The sequence below is a fragment of the Thermostichus sp. OS-CIW-26 genome (assembly GCF_054058395.1).
The window spans coordinates 158,368-182,804 of sequence record NZ_JBSSAG010000003.1 but is presented as its reverse complement, the minus strand read 5'-3'; the positions used below and the strand labels follow the sequence as shown (position 1 = coordinate 182,804).

General features: G+C 60.2%; 18 protein-coding genes. 8 read left to right on the top strand and 10 right to left on the bottom strand.

The genetic code is table 11. The features are described from left to right. Positions 1–327 precede the first annotated feature (327 nt). Together ACVW0C_RS02825 and ACVW0C_RS02820 are read left to right on the top strand one after the other, a co-directional pair. A complete protein-coding gene (locus tag ACVW0C_RS02825) occupies positions 328–1,278 on the top strand; it encodes a LysR substrate-binding domain-containing protein (protein ID WP_457384266.1) in 951 nt (316 codons plus the stop codon). 202 nt (positions 1,279–1,480) lie between these two features. Continuing rightward, positions 1,481–2,377, top strand: a complete 897-nt coding sequence (locus tag ACVW0C_RS02820) for an alpha/beta fold hydrolase (protein ID WP_414407590.1) — start codon at positions 1,481–1,483, stop codon at positions 2,375–2,377. A 117-nt stretch (positions 2,378–2,494) separates the two neighbouring features. Here ACVW0C_RS02820 and thrC read toward each other — a convergent pair whose 3' ends face one another. Together thrC and ACVW0C_RS02810 are read right to left on the bottom strand one after the other, a co-directional pair. After that, complete coding sequence (thrC, locus tag ACVW0C_RS02815) at positions 2,495–3,607, bottom strand: threonine synthase (protein ID WP_457384265.1); 1,113 nt, start codon at positions 3,605–3,607, stop codon at positions 2,495–2,497. 116 nt (positions 3,608–3,723) lie between these two features. Then, entirely contained in the window at positions 3,724–5,370 is a 1,647-nt protein-coding gene (locus tag ACVW0C_RS02810; protein WP_457384264.1) for an isochorismate synthase, read from the bottom strand. Positions 5,371–5,632: 262 nt separating this feature from the next. On the opposite strand from ACVW0C_RS02810, the gene menA reads away from it, so the two are divergent. From menA to ACVW0C_RS02790, 4 genes are all read left to right on the top strand, one after another. Then, positions 5,633–6,574 (top strand): 2-carboxy-1,4-naphthoquinone phytyltransferase, encoded by a 942-nt coding sequence (gene menA, locus ACVW0C_RS02805; protein WP_457384263.1) that lies wholly within the window; start codon positions 5,633–5,635, stop codon positions 6,572–6,574. 154 nt (positions 6,575–6,728) lie between these two features. Continuing rightward, on the top strand, positions 6,729–8,582 hold the full coding sequence (locus tag ACVW0C_RS02800) for an LptA/OstA family protein (RefSeq protein WP_457384262.1): 1,854 nt from the start codon (positions 6,729–6,731) through the stop codon (positions 8,580–8,582). Positions 8,583–8,659: 77 nt separating this feature from the next. Then, a complete protein-coding gene (locus tag ACVW0C_RS02795; protein ID WP_457384261.1) occupies positions 8,660–9,838 on the top strand; it encodes an LptF/LptG family permease in 1,179 nt (392 codons plus the stop codon). Continuing rightward, positions 9,820–13,293, top strand: a complete 3,474-nt coding sequence (locus ACVW0C_RS02790) for a hypothetical protein (protein ID WP_457384260.1) — start codon at positions 9,820–9,822, stop codon at positions 13,291–13,293. The genes ACVW0C_RS02795 and ACVW0C_RS02790 overlap by 19 nt, the downstream gene beginning before the upstream one ends. A 44-nt stretch (positions 13,294–13,337) precedes the next feature. Here the strand turns inward: ACVW0C_RS02790 and ACVW0C_RS02785 are convergent, their stop codons facing one another. The 3 genes from ACVW0C_RS02785 to ACVW0C_RS02775 form a co-directional block, all read right to left on the bottom strand. Next, the gene (locus tag ACVW0C_RS02785) at positions 13,338–14,969 is read right to left on the bottom strand and encodes an alpha-D-glucose phosphate-specific phosphoglucomutase (protein WP_457384259.1); all 1,632 of its coding nucleotides are present in this window, start codon (positions 14,967–14,969) and stop codon (positions 13,338–13,340) included. A gap of 155 nt (positions 14,970–15,124) precedes the next feature. Continuing rightward, complete coding sequence (gene arsJ, locus ACVW0C_RS02780) at positions 15,125–16,411, bottom strand: organoarsenical effux MFS transporter ArsJ (protein ID WP_457384258.1); 1,287 nt, start codon at positions 16,409–16,411, stop codon at positions 15,125–15,127. A 25-nt stretch (positions 16,412–16,436) separates the two neighbouring features. Continuing rightward, positions 16,437–17,447 (bottom strand): ArsJ-associated glyceraldehyde-3-phosphate dehydrogenase, encoded by a 1,011-nt coding sequence (locus ACVW0C_RS02775; protein ID WP_457384257.1) that lies wholly within the window; start codon positions 17,445–17,447, stop codon positions 16,437–16,439. A 324-nt stretch (positions 17,448–17,771) separates the two neighbouring features. Between ACVW0C_RS02775 and ACVW0C_RS02770 the strand changes: the two genes are divergently transcribed. Next, complete coding sequence (locus tag ACVW0C_RS02770; RefSeq protein WP_414383551.1) at positions 17,772–18,455, top strand: DUF2232 domain-containing protein; 684 nt, start codon at positions 17,772–17,774, stop codon at positions 18,453–18,455. A 242-nt stretch (positions 18,456–18,697) separates the two neighbouring features. Then, positions 18,698–18,937, top strand: coding sequence for a DNA-directed RNA polymerase subunit omega (locus ACVW0C_RS02765; protein WP_011433877.1), 240 nt, complete (start codon positions 18,698–18,700; stop codon positions 18,935–18,937). A gap of 88 nt (positions 18,938–19,025) precedes the next feature. Here the strand turns inward: ACVW0C_RS02765 and ACVW0C_RS02760 are convergent, their stop codons facing one another. The 5 genes from ACVW0C_RS02760 to ACVW0C_RS02740 all read right to left on the bottom strand — a co-directional run bounded on the left by ACVW0C_RS02760 (position 19,026) and on the right by ACVW0C_RS02740 (position 24,426). Continuing rightward, positions 19,026–19,535, bottom strand: a complete 510-nt coding sequence (locus ACVW0C_RS02760; protein ID WP_457384256.1) for a mechanosensitive ion channel family protein — start codon at positions 19,533–19,535, stop codon at positions 19,026–19,028. Positions 19,536–19,665: 130 nt separating this feature from the next. After that, on the bottom strand, positions 19,666–20,913 hold the full coding sequence (locus tag ACVW0C_RS02755; protein WP_457384255.1) for a hypothetical protein: 1,248 nt from the start codon (positions 20,911–20,913) through the stop codon (positions 19,666–19,668). A gap of 39 nt (positions 20,914–20,952) precedes the next feature. Beyond that, positions 20,953–22,071 (bottom strand): calcium/proton exchanger, encoded by a 1,119-nt coding sequence (cax, locus tag ACVW0C_RS02750; protein ID WP_457384276.1) that lies wholly within the window; start codon positions 22,069–22,071, stop codon positions 20,953–20,955. 513 nt (positions 22,072–22,584) lie between these two features. Further along, positions 22,585–23,355: a hypothetical protein gene (locus ACVW0C_RS02745; protein ID WP_457384254.1), complete on the bottom strand. Its 771-nt coding sequence runs from the start codon at positions 23,353–23,355 to the stop codon at positions 22,585–22,587. A 168-nt stretch (positions 23,356–23,523) separates the two neighbouring features. Then, the gene (locus ACVW0C_RS02740; RefSeq protein WP_011433884.1) at positions 23,524–24,426 is read right to left on the bottom strand and encodes a PLP-dependent cysteine synthase family protein; all 903 of its coding nucleotides are present in this window, start codon (positions 24,424–24,426) and stop codon (positions 23,524–23,526) included. Positions 24,427–24,437 lie beyond the last annotated feature (11 nt).

Below are 24,437 nucleotides of genomic sequence, written 5' to 3'. Positions count from 1 at the left end.
CGGGATACCGCCATTCTGGTTGGAAACAAACAGAATGCTATCGCTGCATAGTTGAACAGTGATGTTCAGCAGTGTTCAGCGTAAATGTATCAGGTAGGTATTGTGGGCATAGCTGCTCCGAATGGCAGAGAAACAGCCCGAAGATTCTGAGCTCTCCTCTCCACTCTTGGCTGGTCACCCCCCAGAGCCGAGCTGCCGGGAAAGGGTTGAGCTGCTCTCTTGGGATTTCTCGCTTGTTTATGATGATCTCGTGTGGGTTTCCAAACGCGGGCTGCCCAGCTTTTCAGGGAAACGTAAGGGATCCCACTGTGGGGTTTGGAGTTCCCTATGGCGGATGAGTTGCCGTTTACTCTAGATCAGCTCCTCATCGTGCGGGCAATTGCCCAGCAGGGTAGTTTTCGCCGTGCTGCCGATAGCCTGTTTGTCTCCCAGCCTGCCGTCAGCTTGCAAGTGCAGAACCTGGAGCGACAGTTGGGAGTGGTGCTGTTCGACCGCAGTGGGCGCAAGGTGGAGCTGACGGATGCCGGGAAAGTGGTGCTGCAGTACAGCGAGCGCATCCTCAAGCTGTGCCGTGAGGCCGTCGAGGCCCTAGCGGATTTGCAGAAAATGGAGGGGGGGCATCTGGTTCTGGGGGCCAGCCAAACGGTGGGCACCTATGTCATGCCTTCTTTGATCGCCCAATATCACCGCCGCTATCCACAAATTTCCGTACAGCTCTTGGTGCAATCCACGCGGCGAATTGCCCAGAAGTTGGTGGACGGCCAATTGGACGTGGCCATTGTTGGCGGGGAGATCCCCTTTGAGCTGCAGCGGCACTTGAAGGTGATGGCTCTGGCGGAAGATGAATATGTGTTGGTCGGTGCCCCCGGCTGTGCCATCGACTCTCCGGCTCTTGTGGATCTGCTGGCTTTGCCCTTCATCACCTTGGATCCCCAGTCTTCCACTCGGCAAACCATCGATCGGGTACTGAATCGCCACGGCATTAACCCGGCCCAATTGAACGTGCGGCTGGAACTCAGCTCGATTGAGGCGATCAAAAATGCCGTCCAGGCGGGGTTGGGGGTGGCCTTTCTGTCCATGGTGGCAGTGGGATCCGATGTGGAACAAGGGCGGTTCCGGAAGCTGGTGGTGGAAGGGCTGCAGATACGGCGTACCCTCTGGCTGGCTTTTAACCCGGAGCGCTATCAATCGCAGGCGGCCACCCGCTTCCTCCAAGGGCTGCTGACCCGCCAAGACTGGCTGAAAACTCCCCCGCCCCATTTGCAGTTGATCGGCTAAGTTGCGATGCGTTACGGCCTTTTCCGAGTTGATGGGATCCCAGGTAGATTCCGGTGGATTGAGCAGGATCCCTGTTCAAAGAGATACGAGAGATATTTCCGTATAGGTGCATTCGCTGTAGCCAATGCTGCTCCGGAAGAAACTGCATCTGCTGAATCTGTCTGTGTCTACTGACCCCAAGCCGATGACCAGGCAAACGCTGTTGGAACGACTCCCCCTGGCCCAGCGCTTGGCGGAGTTACAGGCCCGCGTTCAAGAGATCCCGCTGCACAGGGTGAAATTGGAAGGGTTGAACATCGCAGGGGCAGAGTCCTGCTGGGCTGCCTATCGAGACTGGGGAAAAGGGATCCCACTGCTGTTTCTGCATGGCTTTATGGCCACTCATGCCAACTGGTGGCCGCTGATGCAAGGGTTGGGAGACGAATATCGCTGCATTGCCTTGGATTTACTGGGGTTCGGGCAGTCCGGCCAACCGGCCTTGCACTACGACATCGCTGCAGAAGTAGAGTTTGTGCGCGGATTTGTCCAAAGGCTGGGCCTAGCTGCTCCGGTTTTAGTGGGCCATTCCTTTGGGGGATGGGTGGCGGCAGCTTACGCCGTGCGGTATCCGCTGCGGGGGTTGGTTTTGTTGGCTCCTGCCGGGATCCGCGACGACAGCTTTGTGAGACGCTACAACCATTTGCGGCCCTTGCTCTGGGAAAGCGCTTGGGTGGATTGGCTGTTGCGGGCGATCGCTCCGCTGGCCCGCTGGTGGCATTGGGAAGACAAGCTGGCCCAGCTCTTGTGGTTGCGGGGATCCCTGCGTCAGCAGCCGGTCGCTCGGCAATTTCTCCGACAACGTCTGCGCCCACAAGCTGCTGTCGATACGGTTGAACGTTATCTCAACTACATTCAGGCCCCCACCCTGGTGATCGCCGCCGAACAGGACGACACCATTCCCCTCTGGCACTGCCAAACCTATGCCGAAGGGATCCCTGGGGCTCAGCTCAAGATCCTGGCCGGGGCCGGCCACGCCATCCCTGCCTTGCATGGGGAACAGGTGCTGCCCCTGATCCGGGAATTTCTCGACACAGCCCTTTCCGCCCAATGCGGGCTTTGAGCTGGGGCTGTAGCGTATGGCCGAGAGAGGAATGTCGCTTGCCAGATGGCGATGCCCGATAGGCGACGGAGCGCCGCCCAAGGGGAACGCCTGACCCTAACCAGCGGGCGGTTTCTGCTAGAAGCCCATCAGACGAGCAACAGCGGACAGCTCAGGGACAACGCCGGTGTGGATAGGAGCGGATCCCTGGTGGCTGGCCGTGTCCGGATCCTTAAGGCCATTGCCCGTCAGCACGCACACCACCTGTGCTCCAGCAGGCACCTGCTCTCGCCATTTCAGCAATCCTGCCACCGAGGCCGCGCTGGCCGGCTCGCAAAAGATCCCTTCTTCGGATGCCAGGAGACGATAGGCTGCCAGAATCTCCTCGTCGGTGACGCTATCCACCTGGCCGCCGCTCACCTGCACTGCCGCCTTGGCCTTCACCCAACTGGCAGGATTGCCGATGCGAATGGCCGTGGCCACCGTCTCTGGGTGTTCCACCACCCGGTTCAACACCATGGGGGCAGCACCGGCAGCCTCGAAGCCGTAGAGACGAGGGCGACGGGTAGCCTTGCCCTGCTGGCGGTACTGGCAAAACCCCATCCAATAAGCCGTGATGTTGCCCGCGTTGCCCACCGGAATACAGAGCCAATCGGGGGCATCCCCCAAAGCATCCACCACCTCGAAGGCGGCGGTTTTCTGCCCTTCCAAGCGGAAGCGGTTGACCGAGTTCACCAGGGCCACCGGGTAGGTTTCCGCCAGCTGCCGCACCATAGCCAGCGCTTGGTCGAAGTTGCCTTGAACGGCGATGATCTCCGCCCCGTACATCAGGGTTTGGGCCAGTTTGCCTTTGGCCACGTAGCCATCGGGGATCAGCACATAGGCCCGCAGACCTCCTTTGGCCGCAAAGGCAGCAGCCGCCGCCGAGGTGTTGCCGGTGCTGGCGCAGATGATCGCCTCTGCCCCTGCCTCTTTGGCCTTGGACACGGCCATCGTCATACCCCGATCCTTGAAACTACCGGTGGGGTTGAGGCCCTCCAACTTCAGGTAAACTTGACAGTCTCGCCCCAGCCGTTGGCTCAAAGCCGGGGAAGGCACCAGAGGCGTGTTGCCCTCATGTAGCGTGACCACAGGTGTGCTGGCGCTGACGGGGAGCCATTCCCGATAGTGCTGGATCAGGCCGGGCCAAAGCCCCACTTGCGCGCGGGATCCGGCTATACGAGGGGGATGGGTGGGATTCAGGGTCGCCATGCCGCAGAGGACACCGAGGCTAATCAAAGACCGGCTTTCTCACTGTAGCTGTTCGTGGAGGGGTTCGTATCCACCTCCCGCAGCGGCGGCAGAAACATCTTCCTGATCCCCTCTCTTCAGAAGCTGGGGAGCGGAGGAGCTGCAGGTCGCAAGGCCAGAGCCTGCACCAGAGAGCGCAACTTCAGACGAATCTCGGCCAGCTCTTGCTCTGGGTTGGAGTCAGCCACAATCCCGGCACCGGCATACAAGCGGGCCCAATTCCCCCGAATTAGGGCGGAGCGGATCCCCACCACAAACTCACCATTGCCCTGTAAGTCTACCCAGCCCAAGGGAGCGGCATAGCTAGAGCGATCAAAGGGTTCCAACCGCTCTAGCCACTGCAGCGCCGCCTGTTGGGGATACCCTCCCACCGCTGCCGTCGGGTGGAGCTGGGCCAGCAGATCGAACAGATGTACATCGGCGGGGAGCTCCGCCTCGATCAAGGTTTGCAGATGCTGGATGTTGGCCAAACGGAGCAGCCGAGGCTGAGGGGAAATGCAGGGATCCATTCCCAACCGACTCAGAGCCTCCTGGATCGAGCGCACCACCCACTGGTGTTCGCGGCGGTCTTTGGGGCTGCGGAGCAGCTCCTCGGCCAACTGGCGATCCTGGACAGGGGTGGCGCCGCGGGCGGCGGAGCCGGCTAAGGCATCGATCTGCACCCGGCCTTGCCACACGGAAAGCAAGCGCTCCGGGGTGGCCCCCAAGAAAACCTGGGGAAAGGCCCCCTCTTGGACCAGGTGGAGAGGCCTGGCCGGCAAATTCCCCCGAGCATCTGCCTCCAAGGACTTCGGCCCGCTGACGCCAGCGGCAAAGGCAAAGATGCTGCAATCGGGATGATGCTTTTCCAGATAAGCCAGCAGAGGCGGGATCGATGGCGAGGCAGGCAAGTGCAGATCCACGGCTTCGGCCAGCACCACTTTCTCCAGGGATCCCGCCTGAATCACCTGCAGGGCTTTTTGGATGCGCGCCAAGAGGGGGGCTTCCTCCAAGTTCACTGGCACAGGAGCTTGCAATTCCCACGAGGGCAAGGGGGATCGAGAAAGGCGCTCCATTTGGGCAAAAAAGGCGGTGATCTGCCCGGCCAAAGCTGCTAGGTCACTTTCGGGAGCAATTTCCAGATTGAGCCGCGCTACCGCCAGAGATCTCCAGGAGCCTGGTACCTGCAACAGTTGCCAACGTGGCAGCACCAGCGCTGCCCCCCCTTTGCTCCTGGGGCTGAAACTGAGGCGACAGAAACACAGAGGGCGTTCCTGCCGGCTGCCTGGGAATCTTCCCACTTCCGAGGGCTCCGTTCTGCCAATGCAAGCGGCATGGACGTGGGGCTGCAGCTCTTCTACAAAGCTCCGTGCCGCCCGCAAGCCCCCTTCTCCCGCGAGATCAACCTGCCGCAGGGATCCCCATCCCAGCACCCGCACCCTTTCCCCGTGGGCCTTGTGGGAGAAATAACAGTAGCTCGGGAATCGGTTTGTGGGGAGCGAACCCAGCCTCTGGGCCAGCACCGCCAGCGGATCCAGCTCTGGGATGGGCTGGGACAAGCTGAGGATTTGGGGCACGCCCCGCGCCCGCGCCATCTGTTGGCAGGCGGTTAGGAAGGGATCCCAGTGGCGCCGATCCCTCGCCTCGTCCGTCCAGGTAGAAGTGCGAGTCGGCGGCCATGCTCTCGGCCACTCCAGGCACTCAAGCGTACCGTGGGCATTCCGAGGGGAAAGAGAAGAGGTCATGCGCAAGAAAAAGAAGACGATCCCACCTTGGCCGAAAACAGGACACCTGTCGATGGAGACCGGCAGGAGATGACTTTAGGATAAGAGATTAGGAGAAGAGCCGGCAGCCCGGGCTTTTGGGGGCCAGATCTGAGGAGCTTCTTCACGGACTGCAAAGTTTCTTAGCATCCTGGAGAATGCTTCCTAAGGCGCTCTACCTTACAGAACAGATCAGATCCGGAGACGGGCCCCAGAGCAGGCTTGCTCCCCAAGGAGAATTCGCATGCATCCAGATGTCAGCCAAGTGCAGCCAGCAGCAGAGGCCGCATGGAGCAACCGCTCTCGCCGGCAATTGTGGATGGCTGCCCTTAAGCCCCCCATGTACAGCGTGGCGATCATGCCCATCTGGGTGGGATCCGCCATTGCCTACGCCCAGTCAGGGGTACTGGATTTGGGGGTTTTGGGGGTGTTTTGGGGAGCTGCCATCTGCATCTTGGCCTGGGTCAACCTCAGCAACGACGTGTTCGATGCCCAGACAGGGGTGGACAAAAACAAACTCCACTCCCTGGTTAACCTGACAGGCAAGCCGGGGCGGGTGTTTTGGGTGGGGAATGCCTTTTTGGCCCTGGGGCTGCTGGGGATCCTGTGGCTGAGCTGGCGGCAATGGGATCCGACGGTGCTGCTGTTGGTGCTGCTGGCCTGCGGGCTGGGCTATGCCTACCAGGGGCCGCCCCTGCGCCTGGGCTATCAGGGCCTGGGCGAGATCCTCTGCTTTTTCAGCTTTGGGCCGCTGGCGGTTTTGGCCGCCCACTACAGCCAAAGCCAGACCTGGTCGCTGCCGGGGTTGGCAGCCTCACTGGTGGTGGGGATGGCGACCAGCTTGATCTTGTTTTGTTCCCATTTCCATCAAGTGCAGGATGACCTAGCCTGCGGCAAGCGCTCGCCGGTGGCCCGCCTGGGGACTTTGCGCTCGGCCCGCCTCATCCCCTGGCTCTGCGGCAGCCTTTTTGGCCTGATGCTGCTGTTTGTGGGGCTGGGGATCTTTCCAGCTTGGACCCTGCTGAGTTTGGCCGGGATCCCGTTTGCGGTGCGGCTCTCCCGCCTGCTGGGTACCTATCACGATCAGCCGCAGCGGATTAGCCATTCCAAGTTCATCGCCGTCGGCCTCCACTTTTGGCTGGGGCTGTTTCTGGGGTTGGGGTTCATCCTCAGCCGATATGGCTGAAGGTTGAAAAGTCGGCTTAAGGCTAGGTGTGCGCGGGATCCCCCCGGTGCAGCCGGCAAAATGGGATAAGCTACAGCCTAGAGTGCTAGCTCAGAGCGTTGGCTCCAAGGGGAGTGGTCAGTTCGGGTCGAGGTGAGGCGGCAGCGAAAACAGGATGCGGCGATTCTTCAATTCCAACCTGGGAGTGGCGCTGTTGGGGAGCAGCATCTTGGCTGCTTTGGTGGGCTGGGCCTTGTCGATCGACATCGAGGAAGTGAAGGTGGAGTCTCCTTCCCCCGACCAGCCCCTCTCGGTCAGCCGCAGGGTAGATATCTTGGGTCGTCGGGGAGGCCATCAGCGGTGGCGGTTGATTGCCGAGCAGGTGGATCTGGCAGCTGGGCAACAGGTATTTGAACAGGGGGCACACGGCTACTTCTACGGAGAAGGTGCCGACCGGCAAAAAGGGGTGCCGGATCCCTTTTTTGATAGCAGCGAGCAGATGACTTGGCGGGCCAAGCGAGCCCGCTACAATGCCACCGCCGATGAGCTGTATTTGGATGAGGAGGTGGAGGTGAGGAGCGGCGACGGCAGCCTGCTCTTGACCAGCGCCCTGAGAGTCACCCCCGAAGAACGCATCGAGGTGCCCGCGGAGTTCACCCTCAAAGGCCGGGAAATGGTGTTGCAGGGCCGCTCTGGCTCGTTTAACTTTCAATTTGCCCTTCTCAGCGCTCAGCAGGGCAAGCTGGTGGTGCTGCGCACCGACAGCCCGGCAGCCGCCCCCCCGACCGATCCCGCCAGCGCTTCCCAGTGGGTGGCCAGTGCTGCAGCGGATCCCGCTTCCATCACCATCACCGCCGACCAGATCACCTACGACCGCACCCAACAAGTGGCTCAGGGGAAAGGGAACCTGCGCATTCGCGAACGTGGCATCGAAATTCGCGCTCCCCAGGGCACCTACCTGCGGCAACAGGCCCAAAGCATTCTCTCCGGCGGTGTGGTGTTGCAAGAGGTGGCCGGCGACAGCAGCCGGGATCCCTTGTTGGCCGATCTGCGCTTGGCCCAGGCTTCCCCCGGCCCGGAGGCGACTCCAGACCAACAGGATCAAGAAGTCACCATCATTGCCGACCGCCTCACCTACGACCGCAACACGCAAATTGCCCAAGGGGAAGGCAACCTGGAGATCCAGCAGGGGGAAACCATTATCCGGTCGGCCCAGGGCACCTACCGCCGCCGCGAATCCCAAAGTTTGTTGACCGGAGGGGTCACCCTGGAAGAGCCCGGACGGGTGCTCACCTCAGCCCGCCTGGAGGGCAACCACCGCGACAAGATCTTCTTCTTTGAAGAGAACGTCCTCTACCGGCAGATGGCTGCCTCTACCCCCACGCCCGGCGGGGGATCCCTGACGGAAGAACTGCGCCAAGCCGAAACCGAAGTGCGGGCTGCCCGCCTGGTTTACAACTCCCGCACCGGCACTTCCGAGTTTAGCGATGCCGTCGAGTTTATCCAGCGGGGACGTAGGGCCAAGGCCAACCAAGCCACCATCACCCCTGAAAAGGTGGAGCTGCGGGGAGAGGTGGTGATCGAGCAGATCGAGGGGGAGTGGCTGGCGCGGCGGCTACAAAACCCGGAGACCCAGGCCGATGTGGATCAGCCGACGGTGATCTACGCCGACCGGGTGGAGATCGACCAAGCCAGCGGCGATGCCCGCTTCTTTGGCAATGTGGTTATTGTGCAGGCCAACCGCGCCATCGAAGGGGATCGCGCCGATTACTTTGACCGAGAACAAATTTTCAAAATCAGCGCCGAACAGGCTCCTGTGGTGCTCTGCGATCGGGGAGAGGTCGGCCGCCTTCCCGGGGAGAGCACCCAAGCTCTGCCGGGCCGCAACGCGCTGGATCAGATGTGCCGGGGCGCCAATCGCCTCAGTGGCAAGCTGGTTACCCTGAACATAAAACAAGATGAATACACCGTCGAAGGGGACGGGCAACAGCAGGGCATGTTTCAGTTTCGCATCACCGACGCCCTCTGATGGGATCCCCCCTCGGGGAGCCATCTGTGGTTTTTGATCGTCCAGGTTTGGCTGAGGTTGTGATCCGAGGTGATGTCATGACGGCTCCACTCGCCGAGGGCAAACTGCGCAGAACCCCTGCTCAAGCGGGCAGCTTTTGGGGATCCCTGAAATTGGGGGCTGCCTTTTTGGAGTTTTATCTCTTCAAAGAGATGATCCGCCCCTTCTTTCTGGGGGTGGCCGGGGGCACGGTGATGATGCTGGGCAACCAGCTCTTTATCTACACCGATCTGCTGGTGAAAAAGGGCGCCCCTCCCCTGACCATTTTGCACATTCTCCTCCTCAATTTGCCCGCCATTTTGGTGGTCACCTTTCCCATTGCCGGCCTCTTTGCCACCTTGCTCACCCTGGGCAAAATGGGAGCCGACAGCGAGATCACCGCCCTGCGTGCTGCTGGGATCCCCTATCGCAAAGTGTTTATCCCCGTGCTCTGTATTGGCCTGCTGATCAGCGGCTTGGCGCTGTTGACCAATGAAGTGATTGTGCCGGAAACCAACCAAAAGGTGAAAATCCTGAACAAGAACCTCATCTTGGCTCAAGATGCTCTTTTGTTTAATCCAGAAGAGATCGTGCGGGTGGATGATGATCTCTGGTTTCATGTCGGATCGATTGACCCGAAGACCGGCTTGATGCAGGATTTGTTGATCCTGGATCGCAAAGCTGAGACCGGCCACCTGCGCTATCCGCAGGTGATCTCCGCTCAAACCGCGCAGCAGGTGGGCCAATCGTGGCAACTGCGAGATGTGGTGATCCGCCGTTATGACGAGCAGGGGCGCACCTACTATGAAGGCCAGGTGGAAGAAATGCAGCTCAACATCGTCAACAAACTGGTGGGCCTGGTGTACGCGGAAAAAGTGCCCCAAGAGCAACGGGCGGGGGAGCTGTGGGAGCAGTGCCAGCGATATCGAGCGGAGCAACGTCCTTCTGCCGATGTGGCCCGCTGCTTGACAGAATACCACCTCAAGTTCGCCATTCCTTTGGCCAGCTTTTTCGCCATCTTGGTGGCTGCCCCCTTGGGCCTGCAAACGGTGCGGCGAACGGGGCGCTACGGCGGCGTGGCGCTAGCGATTGTTCTGGTGTTTATTTACTATGTACTGATGAGCCTGGGACGAGCGATGGGTCGAGTGGAGCATATCGATCCCTGGCTGGCTGCCTGGTTGCCGAATATGATTTTCGGTGGGGTGGGCTTCTCTTTACTGTGGCGGTTTTTACGGTGAAATCCTGCAACTTCCCCCATGACTTCAGCCCTTGGGCAAAGTGGTTGGCTCTTTGCTGGGGCGGCTCCCTGTGGTTGGGGACGGGGGAGGCCGTCTTCGCCCAGTTGGATCCCCCGCCCACTGTTGGCGTCGGCGGGACGGAGTTCTCTCTGGAGGGCTACCAGCGCTTTCGGTCAGCGCAAACACTTGCTCAGCGCCTGCAACTGGCCCGCCGGGCTTCCAGCCCAGAACCGATTGCTCCTACCGATGGAGATCCCATTACCCTGGTTGAGGCGCAATCCTCCCCGCTGGCGGCTGCTTCTCCCCTGCCTGCTACGGCCTTGACTGCGGCAACCCTACCCCCTGCGGCCCCGGTCTCTCCTCCCTCTGCCAACTCTCCTGAAAAGCCCCTCACGCCAGAAGAACTGAACCGACAGCGGCTACAACGGCTGTTGGCCGAAGGGGCAGCAGCCCATGCTCGGCGACAGGCGCAGCAGGCCCAGGCAACACCGGCTCCCCAGCCCGCTTCACTGGCGACGCCCACCGCGGCAGTTCCCAGCCTGAACTCCCTTCGGCTTTCCCAGCCCATGACTTCTCAGGCTGAAGCCCTGCAGGTGGAAGAGCAACCCTGGCTGCGCCCCACCAAGGACTCCGTCCCGCTAACGCGATCGGAATCCAATGGCGAAAACCGGGCTACGGCCCAACTGCAAGGTGGAGCCGGTTCAGAGGCAAGGTTAAATCGGATCCCAGCTTCGACGGTTCCTCCCTTGATCTCCCAAGCCGGTGGGAGCTTGGATTTGGGCGGTGTCCTGTTGGCAGAGGCCACCCCTGGGTCGGGGCTGACGGGATCCCCCATGGCCACTCAAAGGGGCAGGGAAGCCTTTGTCCCCACTGCGGGCTCACCCCTGGCTCCTCAACTGCTGGAGCAGTTCCCCCTTTTGCGGGATCTGGGCACCGGGGCAGATGCCGTCTCGGCGACAGGGAACGTTAGCCAGGGATCCCAGATTCGCCAGCAGCTCTCGGCCACCGCGCAGCGGCAAATTCCTCTTGACCCGGATCAAATCAACGTGAGTGGGGATGTGCTCAGCTACATCGCCGAACAAGACCTGGGCATTGCCGAGGGGAACGCCTTGATCCAACTGGCTGACGGCACCCGCATCACCGGCGACCGGCTGCTGTTTTATCGGCGGGAGCGACGCCTGCGCAGCGAGGGCCCTTTTCGCATGGAGCAGCCCCCTGGCCCCCAAGGGCGCGGGATCCGGCAAATCGAAGGGCGAAATTTGGATCTGGATATCCCCGGTCGCACCGCCCAATTTGAGAGCTCGCTGGTCATTCTGCCGGGGGAGGAGCCGGGCACCAAGGTTTTTGTGCGCAGCCAAGAGACCACCGCCATTTTGGGGGATCAGATCTTTTTCGAGAAAGCCACCGTCACCACCTCGCCAGAGCCACCCATCACCCACTACGTGCAAGGGGATCGGGTGGAGGTGTTTCCCGATGACCGGGTGATCGTCTACGACGCCCGCGTGTTTGCCGGCGGCGAACTCACAGAAGCAGGGGATCTGCGGGCAGGCCTGCAGATTGCCTATTTCCCCCTGTTCATCTACAGCCTGCGGGATCACCAGTGGGTGCTGCCGGGGCGCAGCGAGACAGAGGGGGTGTTTGTCAAATCCAGTTGGGCCTACCGCTTCGACGAATACAACTTCGGCGGCCTGCGGCTGGATGTCATGCAGAAAAAAGGCTTGGGCATCGGCTTCCTGCACGACTACATCCTGCCCATCCCGGACAGTGTCAACTACGGGCGAGCCCAGTTTTACTTGGTTACCGAAGCTGACCAACAGCGCTTCTCCAGCCGTTTCCGCATCGACCACAACTTCGACTTTTACGCTGCCAACCTCTTTGGGCAGGAAGGCCAACTGCGGGGGCAGCTCAACCTCAACCTGGACAACACCTACCGTCCTGCCGGCGGACGCAACGACAACGCCGATCTCCGCCTCAACGCCACCTTTCAGGGGGATCTCTCCACCACCACCCTCAACATCAGCCGCACCGGATCCCAGGAGCGGGGCATCTACAGCTTCCCCCTCACCCTCAGCCACACTCAGCGCTACGGGGGCGTGCATTGGCTGCAATCGGATCTACGCTTGGACTACAACCAGCGGGTGAGCGTCAAAGATGGCCCCGACTTTGCCGATGCGCGGTTGACGCTGGGCACTCAACTGACCCCACCCGGCTGGGGAGGTACCTATCGCCTGGCCTACCGCGCCTACAGCAGTTCCAATGGCGACAACGAGCCGCGTCGCAACTTCGAGCTGGCCTTTAACCCCGACCTCGTTCGCATCACGCCCGATATTGCTCTCAGCAGCGCCCTCACCCTAACTCAAGAGCAACAGCCGGATCAGGAGGTGGGGGCGGGCCTCCACTTTTTCAATCGCTACGAGCTGCGCTCCAGCCTTCAGTTCAACGATATTCAACCGGCTCCCTGGATCACCTTCATGCCGGGTTCTATCGATTACACCCAAGTCCTCTACTCCACTCCTGACCAGGAGTCTACTGTCAGCCTCAACCCTCGCCTCAGCCTCAGACCTGCCGACTGGAATACCATCGACCTGCGCTACAGCCGCACCTTCTACGGCAACAATTCTGTGCCCTTCCAAACCCTCTCTACCAGCCCCAGAGATGTGGATCGCATCAATGCCAACATCAGCTTCTTTACGCCCCGCGATCCCCTACCCGATGTGCCCCCAGGCTACATTGCCTTTGAAGATGACCTGCCCGGCGAGCTGCCGATAGCCCTGACCTTCCCCGACGATACCCCGGAGGATTTGGCAGCGATTGCCTCCCGCAACTTGCAGGAGCTGCAGGCAGAGGTGAGAAACTTGGTGCGCCTGGACACCAGCTTTGGCTACGACTTCGTTGCCCAGAAGTGGGACACCCTCAACGCCAACTTCACCTGGAACACCGCTCCCGATCTGTTCAACATTCAGTTGCAGACGGCCTACGACCTGAACCAGGGACAGCTCCAACCCGTTCGTCTGGAGTATCGGGGACGCAGCAGCACCACATTTAACCGGGATCAACGCTCCGGCCTGGAGGTGTATGAGCCGGGGATCAGCTATGCGCTGCAGGCGGTTTACGATCCCCGGTTGGGCCAGATCTCTACCTATGGTCTGGAGCTGGATGCCACCCTCGGCACGCGATGGCAAAATCACTGGCGGCTGCGCTTGGGCCTGACGGAAGCAGGGATCCGCCGCGTGGAAGTTCGCCGTGACCTGCGGGATTTTGAGCTGCGCTTTGCCTACGATCCGGTGGCAGAGTCACTGCGCTTGGAAGGGATCCTGGTGGCTTTCCCCAGTCGCCCGGTGGGCCTCACCCAAGAGCGGGGAGATTTTCAACTGACCTCTCCCATTACCTCCCCTATCGGCACCTTTTTGCTCCGCGACGCCGACGCGACCGGCTGGGATGGCCTCAGGCCCTGATCCCCGCTTCCCTGGGAAGGCTCCCTGTCCACTGTTGCGACGGGCTAGGTGATGACGTCTGGCTGCTGCCGACCGGTGCGGGCGCGAATCTGGGCAAGGTGATCGGCCAGTTGAATCTGTTCGGCCAAGGCCACTTGGGGATCCAGGCCATGCCGGGCGGGATCCAGCTCCAATCGCTCCAGGTACACCCGCAGGGTGGCTCCGTGGGTGCCGGTTCCCGAAAGCCGGTAGATGATGCGGGATCCATCCTCAAAGCCAATGCGGATCCCTTGGTGGCTGGTGGTGCTGCCGTCTACGGGATCGGTGTAGCTGAAGTCATCGGCATAAGCCACTGTGTGGGATCCCAAGCGCTGGCCCACCCACCCAGGCAGGGAGCGTCGCAAGTCTGCCATCAGCGCTTCGGCCACCTCCACCGGCAGTCCCTCGTAGTCGTGACGGGAGTAGACGTTGCGCCCATAGGTGCGCCAGTGTTCTTCCACAATCTGCCGCACCGGCTGCCGTCGAACGGCCAAAATGTTCAGCCAAAACAGGACGGCCCAGAGCCCGTCTTTTTCCCGGATGTGGTGAGATCCGGTGCCGAAGCTCTCTTCCCCGCAGAGGGTGACCTTGCCGGCATCCAGCAGGTTGCCGAAGAATTTCCAGCCGGTAGGCGTTTCGTAGCAAGGGATCCCCAGCTTGGCCGCCACCCGATCCGCTGCCTGGCTGGTAGGCATGGAGCGGGCAATTCCCGCCAGCCCTTCTCGGTAGCCGGGTACCCGGTGGGCATTGGCTGCCAGCACTGCCAAGCTGTCGCTGGGGGTCACGTAAAATTGGCGGCCCAGGATCAGATTGCGATCCCCATCCCCATCGGAAGCGGCCCCAAAGTCCGGCCCATCTTCCCGAAACAACAGTTCCACCAATGAGCGGGCATGCACCAGGTTGGGATCCGGGTGTCCGCCGCCAAAATCCGGCAGGGGCTGCCCGTTGAGCACACTGCCCTCTGGTGCTCCCAGGGATCCCTGCAAAATGGCGTGGGCATAGGGGCCGGTGACGGCGTGCATGGCGTCGAAGGCAATGCGGATCCCAGAGGCCAGGTAGTCGCGGATGGCCTCGAAATCGAACAGACGCTGCATCAGGCCCAAGTAATCGGCCACCGGGTCGATGACGGACACCGTGAGGGACCCCAGCCGTTGCTCGCCCAAGCGATCCAGATCGACATCGGGAGCTTCCAGGATGCGGTACTCCCGGATCTGCTGGGTGCGGGCGTAAATGGCCTCGGTCACCTTCTCCGGGGCAGGGCCACCGTTGCCGATGTTGTACTTGATGCCGAAATCCCCCTGGGGGCCGCCGGGGTTGTGGCTGGCGGAGAAGATGATCCCCCCGTAGGCGCCGTACTTGCGGATGAGACAGGAAACCGCCGGCGTGGAGAGGATCCCTCCTTGGCCCACCAGGACTCGCCCGATGCCGTTGGCCGCCGCCATCTTGAGCAGGATCTGAATGGCCTCGCGGTTGTAGTAGCGGCCATCTCCCCCCACCACCAGGGTTTGGCCGCTGGATCCCTCTAGGACATCAAAAATGGATTGGACGAAGTTTTCCAGGTAGTGGGGCTGCTGAAACACCGATACCGGCTTGCGCAGGCCAGAAGTGCCGGGTCTTTGGCCGGGAAAGGGCGTCGTGGGAACGATGCGCAGGCTCATAGTCTGCCGGAAAAGCTGCTTGCTCCTCTACTATCTCATCGTTGGGCCTCTTGTTTGGGCTGAGTTGCATCGGCAGCGCAGACTTCTTTCCCTGCCCATCCATGTGTGGATTGGGTTGAGCGGACTGCATCATCTCGGCTGGTAGCCCTCCATCCTCAATCCCCTGGCTTAACCACCCACTCCACCGGGGTTTTGCTGGGATCCGGCAATTTCAACGAGAACAGCCCCGCCGCCAAGATCAAGAGGGTGGAAAACCAAAGACAGCCCTCCAATCCGTAGAACTGGAAGAGGATCCCAGAAGTTACCGTCCCCAACAGCCGCCCGCCGGAATTAGCCATGTAATAAAAGCCCACATTGAGGGCTACGTCGTCGTCTTCCGTGTAGGCCAGCACCAGGTAGGAATGCACTGCCGAATTGAAGGCAAAGACGATCCCGAACAGGATCAAGCCGCCGGTGATCACCAGCTCCGGTGCCAGCCCGGCCATGAAGGCTGTGGCAATGATCGCCGGCACCGCCGTCAGCACGAAGGTCCAAATCTGGATGGTGCGGGCCTTGGGAGCACGGCCAGGGCGACCCCCGCTCAGCAGTTGCGGCGCTACAAACTGAATGAACCCATAGCCAATCACCCAGATGGCCATGTAACTGCCCACCTGCATAAAAGTCCAGCCCAGCTCGTCGTAGAGAAACACCGGCAGGGCCACCACAAACCACACATCCCGCGACCCAAACAGGAAAAAGCGAGCTGCCGAGAGGATGTTGATCTCTCTGCTCTTGGAAAACAGCCGCTTGAAGGGGATCTTGGCCTTGATTTTGCCCATGTCTGCAGGCAGCAGTGCCCCCGAACAGAAGATCAAAGCCAACGCCCCCGCCTGGACAAAGTTGGCCATGCGGAAGCCCATGGGATCCCCGTAGATTTCGGTGAAGATCTGCAGCAGGGCCGCTCCCACAAAGAACCCCACCCCCTTGAGGGCGTTTTTGGATCCGGTGAGCATAGCCACCCAACGAAACAGGCGGGATTCCGCTTCTTTGGGCACCACCAGGCGGATGGCGCTTTTGGAGCTCATCTTGGTGAGGTCTTTGGCGATCCCGGCCAGAGCTTGGGCCGTCATCACGTAGGCCACCTGACCCCAGACCGGCCACTGCATGTTCAACACGCCCAGCATCACCAAACCGAAGATCTGGATGGCAATGCCCCCATACAGGGTCAGCCGCAGGCCAAACAGGGATCCAATCCAGCCGCCCAGGAAGTTGGTAATAACCCCGAAGATCTCGTAGAAGAGAAACAGCATGGCAATTTGGATCGGGGTAAAGCCCAACTTGTGGAAGTGCAGCAGCACCAACATGCGGATGGCGCCATCGGTGATGGTGAACCCCCAATAGGCCGCTGTAACCAGGGCGTAGTTGCGAACCGCAGAGGCTTGAGCCGTCGAAACAGAAGTCATGGGCAGGTCTCCAAGGGAGATGTTTCTATAGACTGCGGGCCACTTTGCGGGCCAGTTCCGCCATGCGGTTGGCGTAGCCCCATTCGTTGTCGTACCAGGCCAGGATCTTCACCTGGGCGCCATCCACCACCATCGTCGAGGGCGCATCCACAATGCTGGAACGGGGATCCCCTTTGAAATCCACCGAGACCAAGGGCAGCTCCTCGTAGCCGAGGATCCCCTTGAGTTCGCCCTCGGCTGCAGTTTTTAAGAGGTGATTGACTTCTTCCACGGTGGTGGGCCGCCTGACCTCAAACACGGCATCGGTTAGGGAAGCATTCAAGAGGGGCACGCGCACGGCAATGCCGTTCAACTTGCCGTTGAGTTCGGGGTAAATCAGCCCAATGGCCGTAGCAGAGCCGGTGGTGGTGGGCACCAGAGACAGCAGAGCGGAGCGGGCCCGCCGCAGATCTTTGTGGGGGGCATCCACCATGGTTTGGGTATTGGTGACGTCATGGATGGTGGTGATCACCCCGTGAACAATGCCGATTCCCTCGTGGATGACCTTCACCAAAGGAGCCAGGCAGTTGGTGGTGCAGGAAGCCGCCGTGAGCAAATGGTGCCGGGCCGGGTCGTACAGGTGATCGTTGACGCCCATAACAATGTTGAGGGCCTCTTCGTCCTTGACAGGGGCAGCCACAATCACCTTGCGCACCCCCGCTTTGAAGTAGGCATCCAGCTCCGCTGCCTTGACAAATTTGCCCGAGCATTCCAGCACTAGCTCGATCCCCAACTCTGCCCAGGGCACTTCACCGGGGGATTTGTGTTCGCTGAAGGTGAGGGTTTTCTCTTGGATGCGCAGCCGGTTATCGGATCCCTCAATGTCGATAGCCCAGCGGCCCTGCACCGAGTCAAACTTCAACAGGTGGGCCGCCGTCGCCGCTCCCCCTTTGATCTCGTTGATGTGGGCGAATTCCAGCTCTTTCCAGCCCCAAGCAGCCCGCAACACCAGCCGTCCAATGCGGCCAAAACCGTTGATGCCCACCCGCACTGCCATAGCATTGACCCTAGACTTGTCCAGAAGGGATCCCGCTCTCTCAGGGCAAATCCCGCCTCGACTTTATCAGAACGCCCTAGTCGTTTCAAGACAAGTTGATGGGTAGGGTCAGGAGAGACTGGCCGATGGGGGTCGGTTCACGGTTGGCCTTGGGAAATGTTGCCGAATGTCCTGAAATCCAAAAGGGATCCGCTGAGGCAGCCCCAATCGACAACAGGGCCTATCCTGTAGCCGATTTGCAGTCCAGATCCACACCTCTGGGCAACAATTCGCCCAACCCGGCAACCGGTGGCCTAAGCTGGGAAAAGTTGTGCTTTTCTGGATGTGCCCCCGCCGCCTCAGCCCTCTGTGCAGGATGACTTTCCTCCCTTACCCCCCCCACCTCCCCGTTCTCCGGCCTTGAGGGTGGTGGAGACAGCTTTTTTGGCCAGTACGGCAGCCTTGATCTGGATCCTGAGCTACACGCCGCTAGCTCCTTTCATGCGCCTGTTTTTCCCCATCCCGGTGGCGCTGGCGGTGATGCGCTGGGATCCCCGCACAGGGGCAATGGCCCTGGTGGTCTCCGGCCTGTTGCTGACGGTGCTGATAGGGCCCACGCGCAGCATTCTCTATGTCATTCCCTATGGTCTGCTGGGCTATTGGTGTGCCCGCCTGTGGCAGCAGCGTCTTTCCTGGTACGTCTCGGTGGTGAGCGGGGCTGTGCTCAGCGCCCTGGGCTTGATCTTTCAGTTGGTGCTTTCCTCCCTACTGGTGGGGGAAAACCTCTGGATCTACGTAACCATTCAACTCACCGGCCTAACCAACTGGCTCCTGGATGTATCCCTCAGCCGATGGGGCGTCTACTGGGTGGCAGAACCCTGGATGGTTCAGGTGGTGGTGGTGGGATTTATTGCCTTCAATTCCCTCATCTACGTATTCACGGTGCATTTGGTGGCCGCCCTGGTGATGGAGCACTTTCGTTGCCCGCTGCCACCCCCGCCGAAGTGGGTACAGTTTTTGCTGGATTAGCGGCCCCTGTGAGTTGTACAAGAGCAGAGCAAGCTGCTCTACAAATGAGTTCTTGACAAATCTTGACAAATGAGTTCTTGGCAAAAGTCCCACCCTATTGCCATGCAACGCTACAGGAATGCAAGAACTGGAAGGTTCTCTGCTAGGATCGCAGTAGCGGGACGGAGTCCTTTCGCGTTAGCGGGACGGAGTCTCGTTGGGATCCTGGTGGCAACAAGATATCAAGATTTAAGACTGCGATTATGGCTTCCCGCAAGAATCAACTGGCTATTGACAATGACGAGCTGATGCGTCGGGTAGAGGCTCTGATCAACGCTTCCAAAAATCGCTATCGCATTACGGTACAGGTGGCCAACCGCGCCAAGCGCCGCCGCTACGAGGATCCGGATGATATAGAAGATGGCTGGATGAAGCCAATCCGCCGCGCTGTCATCGAAATGTCGGATGAACTGACTGAGCCGGAAATCATCGGCGATGAGTAGTCACTAGACTTGCGGCCCGCTGGCGGGATCGCCCTGTTGAAATTGCAAGCTGGCTGAGCGGCTAAGGGTGGAAGCCCTCGGCGTCTATCTATTTTGTCAAGTCGCTTGGAACGGGATCCCTTTCCCGCAGGCGAGCCTCGAGCCGCGATTCCATTAGGTGCAGCAGGCGGTGGGTCTCCTCTGGGCTGAGACCCTGGATGCGCATCTCCAAGGGGCTGTGGAACCAGAGGGTCTGCTGCGGGAAAGGAATCTGGATCCCTGCTTGATCGAAGGCGTGCTTGAGGCGACGGCGGTATTCCCGCGCCACCCTCCACTGCTGCAGGGGCTGCACCTTGATCCAAATGCGCAACGTGATCCCCCGCTCCCCCAGATCATCGACACCGTGCATTTCGGGGGGCTCGAGAATTTGTTCCCGCCAAGCCGGCTCCCGGTACATCTGCAGAGCCACCTGCTCGGTGATGCGTATCGCCTGTTCCAGGTCATTTTCATAGGCAATCATGATCCCCAGATCCACCCGTGACCAGCCGTTGGAGAGGTTTTCCACCACCCGGATGGCACTGTTGGGAATGGAGATCAAGCTGCCTTCGGTGTTGCGCAACTGGGTTAGCTAAACCGCCGGGAAGCCCCGCACTCTCTGCAACAGCAGGAGGGTCGGGATGAAAGGTGGATGTATCCTGTGCTATGATCAACATAGTTGTACAAAACGGCTTTGCCGGAATCTGGTACAGCTACGCGGTGGGACATCCCGTGTCTGCTCGCAGAGGGTTCTTGCAGTAGCTCCCCGTTCGTGTCAGCGGTGCGTAGCACTTTGAAGCGCGAAGCCCACGCTGTACCTGTAGGGTCAGTGATGGGAGTATGTCACAGACGCTGGCAAAGGTGCTGAGGCGTTTGCTGAGGCGATAGGTGGGGGCATTTTGCCACTGTTCTTGGCGCAGGGCAGCAAAGAGGTTATCCAGTACCAGTCCACTCAGCCAAACACTGCCATAGGTGGCCAGACCCACCCCTACCAACCGCAACAGAGGGCCGCGCAGGGAAACCAGGAAAAACGTTTGCAGGGGTCGCGTTTGCGGGAAAAGGCCCAAGCTCACCCCGACTCCGCCCACCCACAGGCTAATTTGCACCAGGCGTAGCAGGCGAATTTGCAGCTCCAAGTAGGATTCCTGCCGTTTGCGTCCGGCCTGTTGTTCGACCAAGACGGGATCCACGCCCGGCTGCTCTTCCCCCGCTAGGCGCTCCTGTACCTCTGCTTGGATGGCCTGGTATTCCGTCTGCAGGGCATCGCGTTTTTGCTGCAGCCGTCGCCGTTTTCGCTGGCAGAGCTGGCTCAGGCTCCCTACCACAGCCAGGATGCCGAGGGCAATCACCGCTTGGCGGCGCAAAAATTGAGGCTGCCGCTCCCGTTGCGAAGTGCGCAGCGCTTCCTCGACAATGCCGGCTACCTGCTCAGCCCAGTCCATGGGTTGGGCGCCCTGGAATTGGGCATCGAGGGAGGTGATGGTCAGCAAATGTCGCCCATTCACCCGGATAACAGGCTGGTTGGTCTGGCCGTCCAGGGTGACTTCAACCTGCAGCGCCTCTGGATCGAATCCGGCGCTGGCCAACTGGTGCAGGGTTTGTTCAATGGAGCGTACCCGCTGCAACACCGGCGGCAGGCTGCCGGGATCCCCCTGGGGAGCAGTAACCACAAACAAATGCCGCCCATCCAGCGTCACGGCCTCCGCCTGGACAGAGGAGGTGGGGAGGCTAAGCGCTTGCCGCAGCTCTTCTAGGGCATCCAAACGGTTGAGCAAAGGCAGGTTGGAGGTGGTGCCGTTGTTTTCGGCAGTTTCCTGCCCCCATGCGGGCCCGCCTATGGGGGATAGGGCAAAAGATGCACCGAAAAGGAGAGGCCACAACAGGGATCCCGTTTTCCCCGGCTTCGGCCTGCCTACCGTTCCCGTCAGCGGTGCGGGGCACCATTCGCAGCTTCGCAGCATGAGCCGTTCGCGTCAGCGGTGCGAAGCACTTGAACAACCTCACTCCAGAAAGAAGAAAGCAATCCCGAGGATGGCATAGGTGGCCAAGAGCAGTAGCCCTTCCAGCCAGTTGGAGCGCCCATCGCTGCTGACGGAATTGATCAGCAGCACCGAGACGGCAATGGCCACCAACTCCACCATGCCGAAGTTAAAGTTCATGGGCTGATGCAGCACATCCCCGGCCAGCACCAGCAGGGGTGCCACAAACAGGGCAATCTGCATCGTCGAGCCCAGCGCCACCGAGAAGGAGAGATCCATCTTGTCTTTCATGGCCACCGTGATCGCCGTCGCATGCTCTGCCGCGTTGCCGATGATCGGCAACAAAATCACCCCCATAAACAGCGGCGTCATGTGAAAGTGTTCCAGCGTATCCTCTAGGGTGCTCACCAACAGTTCCGACTCCAGCGCCACCAACACCGTCAACCCCAAGAGGGCCAGCACCCAAAACCCCAAACCGGCTCCCTCGGGCGGAGCCGTCAACACCTGGGGAATGGATCCTTCCGCCTGCAAAACCGGATTGAGGGCCAGGCGACTGGCCGCCTCATCTTCTGCGGCTTCCGCTTCGTGAAGGGTGTAGAGGTAGCTGTGGGTTTTGAGGGAAAACAGCAAAGTAAGACCGTAAACCCCGATCAGCACCAGGGCTACCGCCGTGGATAGCTCTTGGATGGAGATCTCCCCCAAGTTGGCATCGGTGTAGGTGACCACGCTGGGCAGGATCAAGGCCACCACCGCCAGGTTCATCACCGAGGCATTCATGCGGGCCACCTCGGGTCGAAAGCTCTGCTCTCGAAACTTGATCCCGCCCAAAAACATGGCCAAGCCGGCCACCAAGAGCAGGTTGCTGATGATCGCGCCGGTGATGGAGGCTTTCACCACATCCACCAACCCCGCCCGCAGTGCCACCAAGCCGATGATCAACTCCGCTGCATTGCCAAAGGTGGCGTTGATCAGCCCCCCGACTGTCGGCCCTGTCAAGGCCGCGATCTCTTCCGTGGCCTGACCCATAAACTTCGCCAAGGCCACCACCGCCAAAGCCGCACAGAGGAAAACCAGGTTGGGATCCCAGCCCCGGAAGTGCCCCACCCAAGATAGGGGAACCCCCAACAGCAGCAGGAACATTATGCTGTTCAGACCTCTCTGCCAACCTGCCGCAGAGCGATCCGGCGAAACCAAAGGATTTGCGTTAGCCAGGGTCATGGTTCACAAGGGGAGAAAAGGTAGCGACGATGGAGGCTGTTTGGGTTTCGGGGATCCAGATCCCCCATGGCCAGGAGTGACCATCTCCAAGAGTCTAACGGCTGCGAGGGGAGCATGACTCTAGTCAATAATAAGCTCAACTATACTGAAAATAATGTATAATATGTTCAGTACGGATTACTACCAGTTGATCTTTCTGTTTACTTTCGAGTCTGCCAACATGGTAGCCAAAGCAAAGCAGAAAATTGGTAGTAAGACGACACGGAAACTGCGCTTTGGGTATTCTACTCAAAGCTTTGCGGGATACCGCCATTCTGTTTGGACTCCGTCCCGCTAACGCGAATGGAAACAAACAGAATGCTATCGCTGCATAGTTGAACAGTGATGTTCAGCAGTGTTCAGCGTAAATGTATCAGGTTGGATAGGTGCTGCTGGCTAGAGGGAGATAACCCGGTTGCGCTGCAACTGCCGGGCGATCTCGGCTCCCAGGTGATCGACCAGACGCTGGGGATCGGTGATTTTCAAAAAACTGCTGCCCTCTACCTCAAAGGGAAAGGATCCCTCGATGCCGTCGCGGGGGAGTTGTACCAGCAGCAATTGTTCGGGGCGCTTCGATTGCAGGGCATAGCCCAACTCCAGACAGACCTGAGGGCTGGGTAGGGGACGCCCCCGGCCATTCACCTGCACAGGGGTTACATCGGCCACCACCAGCAGCGCGTGCTTGAGCTTGCGAATCAAGGCCGCATCGATGAGCGGGGTCTCAGCCTCAGCGGGAAGGGATCCCTGCAGCTGCAGGGGCACGACCGGTCTGTGGTCGCGATTGAGAGCCTCCACCACGGCTTGCAATGCCCGGTGCAGAGTGGCGCTGGATTTGGGGTAATCCGATTGGCCGCAGAAGTAGATGACCGGCTCGGTCATGTTCAGGGTGGCCCGCTTATTAAAGTAGATCTCACGGCTGATCAAATCGAGGTTGGAGATGCTGTAGGCGCCGCTGCCTTCGATGTAAAACTCCACCAGCTCTCCTTCCAGGTAGCGCTGCCACCATACGGAAGCCTTCACCTGCTCCACATCGTCGAGAAAGTCGGCCCGCATCGCCGTCTTCAAGAGGCCGGTACGGCTTAGGCGCAGGTCGGGGGCCCTCTGTTGGACTTGAGAAGCAGACAACACCGAATCCAAATACCAGGCTTTCAGGACGATGATCGCCATGGGATCCCTCTGCGCTCAGCCTTAAAGGTACGTGACATACTCCCACACTCATGCTGACGCAAAGCGCTCCGCGCCGCCAAAGCGAGAGAGTGCAGGCTTCAAGGACTCCGTCCCGCTGACAGGAAGAGTATCCCGCGCCCTGTCCGCAGGACGAGCGCCGGGAGGATGTCACTCCTCTGTCCAGAAACGCTCGGAAAGATATTTGTCAGCCCCGTCGCAAAAGATGGTCACCACCACTCCAGAGGAGAGCTGACGGGCCACCTCTAGGGCTGCCACCACATTGGCGCCGGCAGAGATGCCCACCAGCAGGCCTTCTTCCAACGCCAAGCGCTTGACCATTTTCTGGGCTGCTTCTGTGGAGATCTCAATGTGCTGGTCAGGCAGGGTGGGATCGTAAATCTCGGGTTTTAGAGCGGTGGCCATGTGCTTGAGCCCTTCCAGGCCATGGAAGGGAGAGTCGGGCTGCATGGCAATGATTTGGATATCCGGGCGATACTCTCGCAGGCGCCGCCCCACCCCCATACAGGTGCCGCTGGTGCCTAGCCCGGTAACAAAATGGGTGACCTGCCCCTGGGTTTGCTCCCAAATCTCCACCCCAGTGGTTTCGTAGTGGGCTTGCCAGTTGGCGGGGTTGCTGTACTGGTCAGGGTAGAAATAAAGCTCGGGGTTTTCCGCATAGAGGGCGCGGGCTTTCTCGATGGCCCCATCGGATCCCAGAGCGGGATCCGTCAGAACCAAGTCCACGCCATAGGCAGCCAGGATCTTCTTGCGCTCCGGGCTGGCGTTGGCGGGAAGAGCCAGCTTGACCTTGTAGCCCAAGGCGGCCCCGATCCAGGCATAGGCGATGCCGGTGTTACCGCTGGTGGCATCCAGGATGATCTTGCCGGGGGTGAGCTTGCCCTGGCGTTCGCCAGCGCGAATCATGTTGAGGGCCGGGCGATCCTTGACTGAACCCCCAGGGTTGTACCACTCTGCCTTGCCATATACCCGTACCGATTCCGGCAAATCGGCAGCAACCCGCCGCAGACGGATCAGCGGCGTCCCCCCCACCAGCTCAATAGGGCTATCCACAGCAGGGAGTA

Coding starts and splice junctions, on each gene's coding strand:
- thrC (WP_457384265.1), bottom strand. CDS start 3,607: ATGGCGACCCTGAATCCCACCCATCCCCCTCGTATAGCCGGATCCCGC.
- ACVW0C_RS02800 (WP_457384262.1), top strand. CDS start 6,729: ATGCGGCGATTCTTCAATTCCAACCTGGGAGTGGCGCTGTTGGGGAGC.
- ACVW0C_RS02785 (WP_457384259.1), bottom strand. CDS start 14,969: ATGAGCCTGCGCATCGTTCCCACGACGCCCTTTCCCGGCCAAAGACCC.
- ACVW0C_RS02810 (WP_457384264.1), bottom strand. CDS start 5,370: ATGACCTCTTCTCTTTCCCCTCGGAATGCCCACGGTACGCTTGAGTGC.
- cax (WP_457384276.1), bottom strand. CDS start 22,071: ATGTTCCTGCTGCTGTTGGGGGTTCCCCTATCTTGGGTGGGGCACTTC.
- ACVW0C_RS02765 (WP_011433877.1), top strand. CDS start 18,698: ATGGCTTCCCGCAAGAATCAACTGGCTATTGACAATGACGAGCTGATG.
- ACVW0C_RS02795 (WP_457384261.1), top strand. CDS start 8,660: ATGACGGCTCCACTCGCCGAGGGCAAACTGCGCAGAACCCCTGCTCAA.
- ACVW0C_RS02745 (WP_457384254.1), bottom strand. CDS start 23,355: ATGGCGATCATCGTCCTGAAAGCCTGGTATTTGGATTCGGTGTTGTCT.
- ACVW0C_RS02775 (WP_457384257.1), bottom strand. CDS start 17,447: ATGGCAGTGCGGGTGGGCATCAACGGTTTTGGCCGCATTGGACGGCTG.
- menA (WP_457384263.1), top strand. CDS start 5,633: ATGCATCCAGATGTCAGCCAAGTGCAGCCAGCAGCAGAGGCCGCATGG.
- ACVW0C_RS02825 (WP_457384266.1), top strand. CDS start 328: ATGGCGGATGAGTTGCCGTTTACTCTAGATCAGCTCCTCATCGTGCGG.
- ACVW0C_RS02755 (WP_457384255.1), bottom strand. CDS start 20,913: ATGCTGCGAAGCTGCGAATGGTGCCCCGCACCGCTGACGGGAACGGTA.
- arsJ (WP_457384258.1), bottom strand. CDS start 16,411: ATGACTTCTGTTTCGACGGCTCAAGCCTCTGCGGTTCGCAACTACGCC.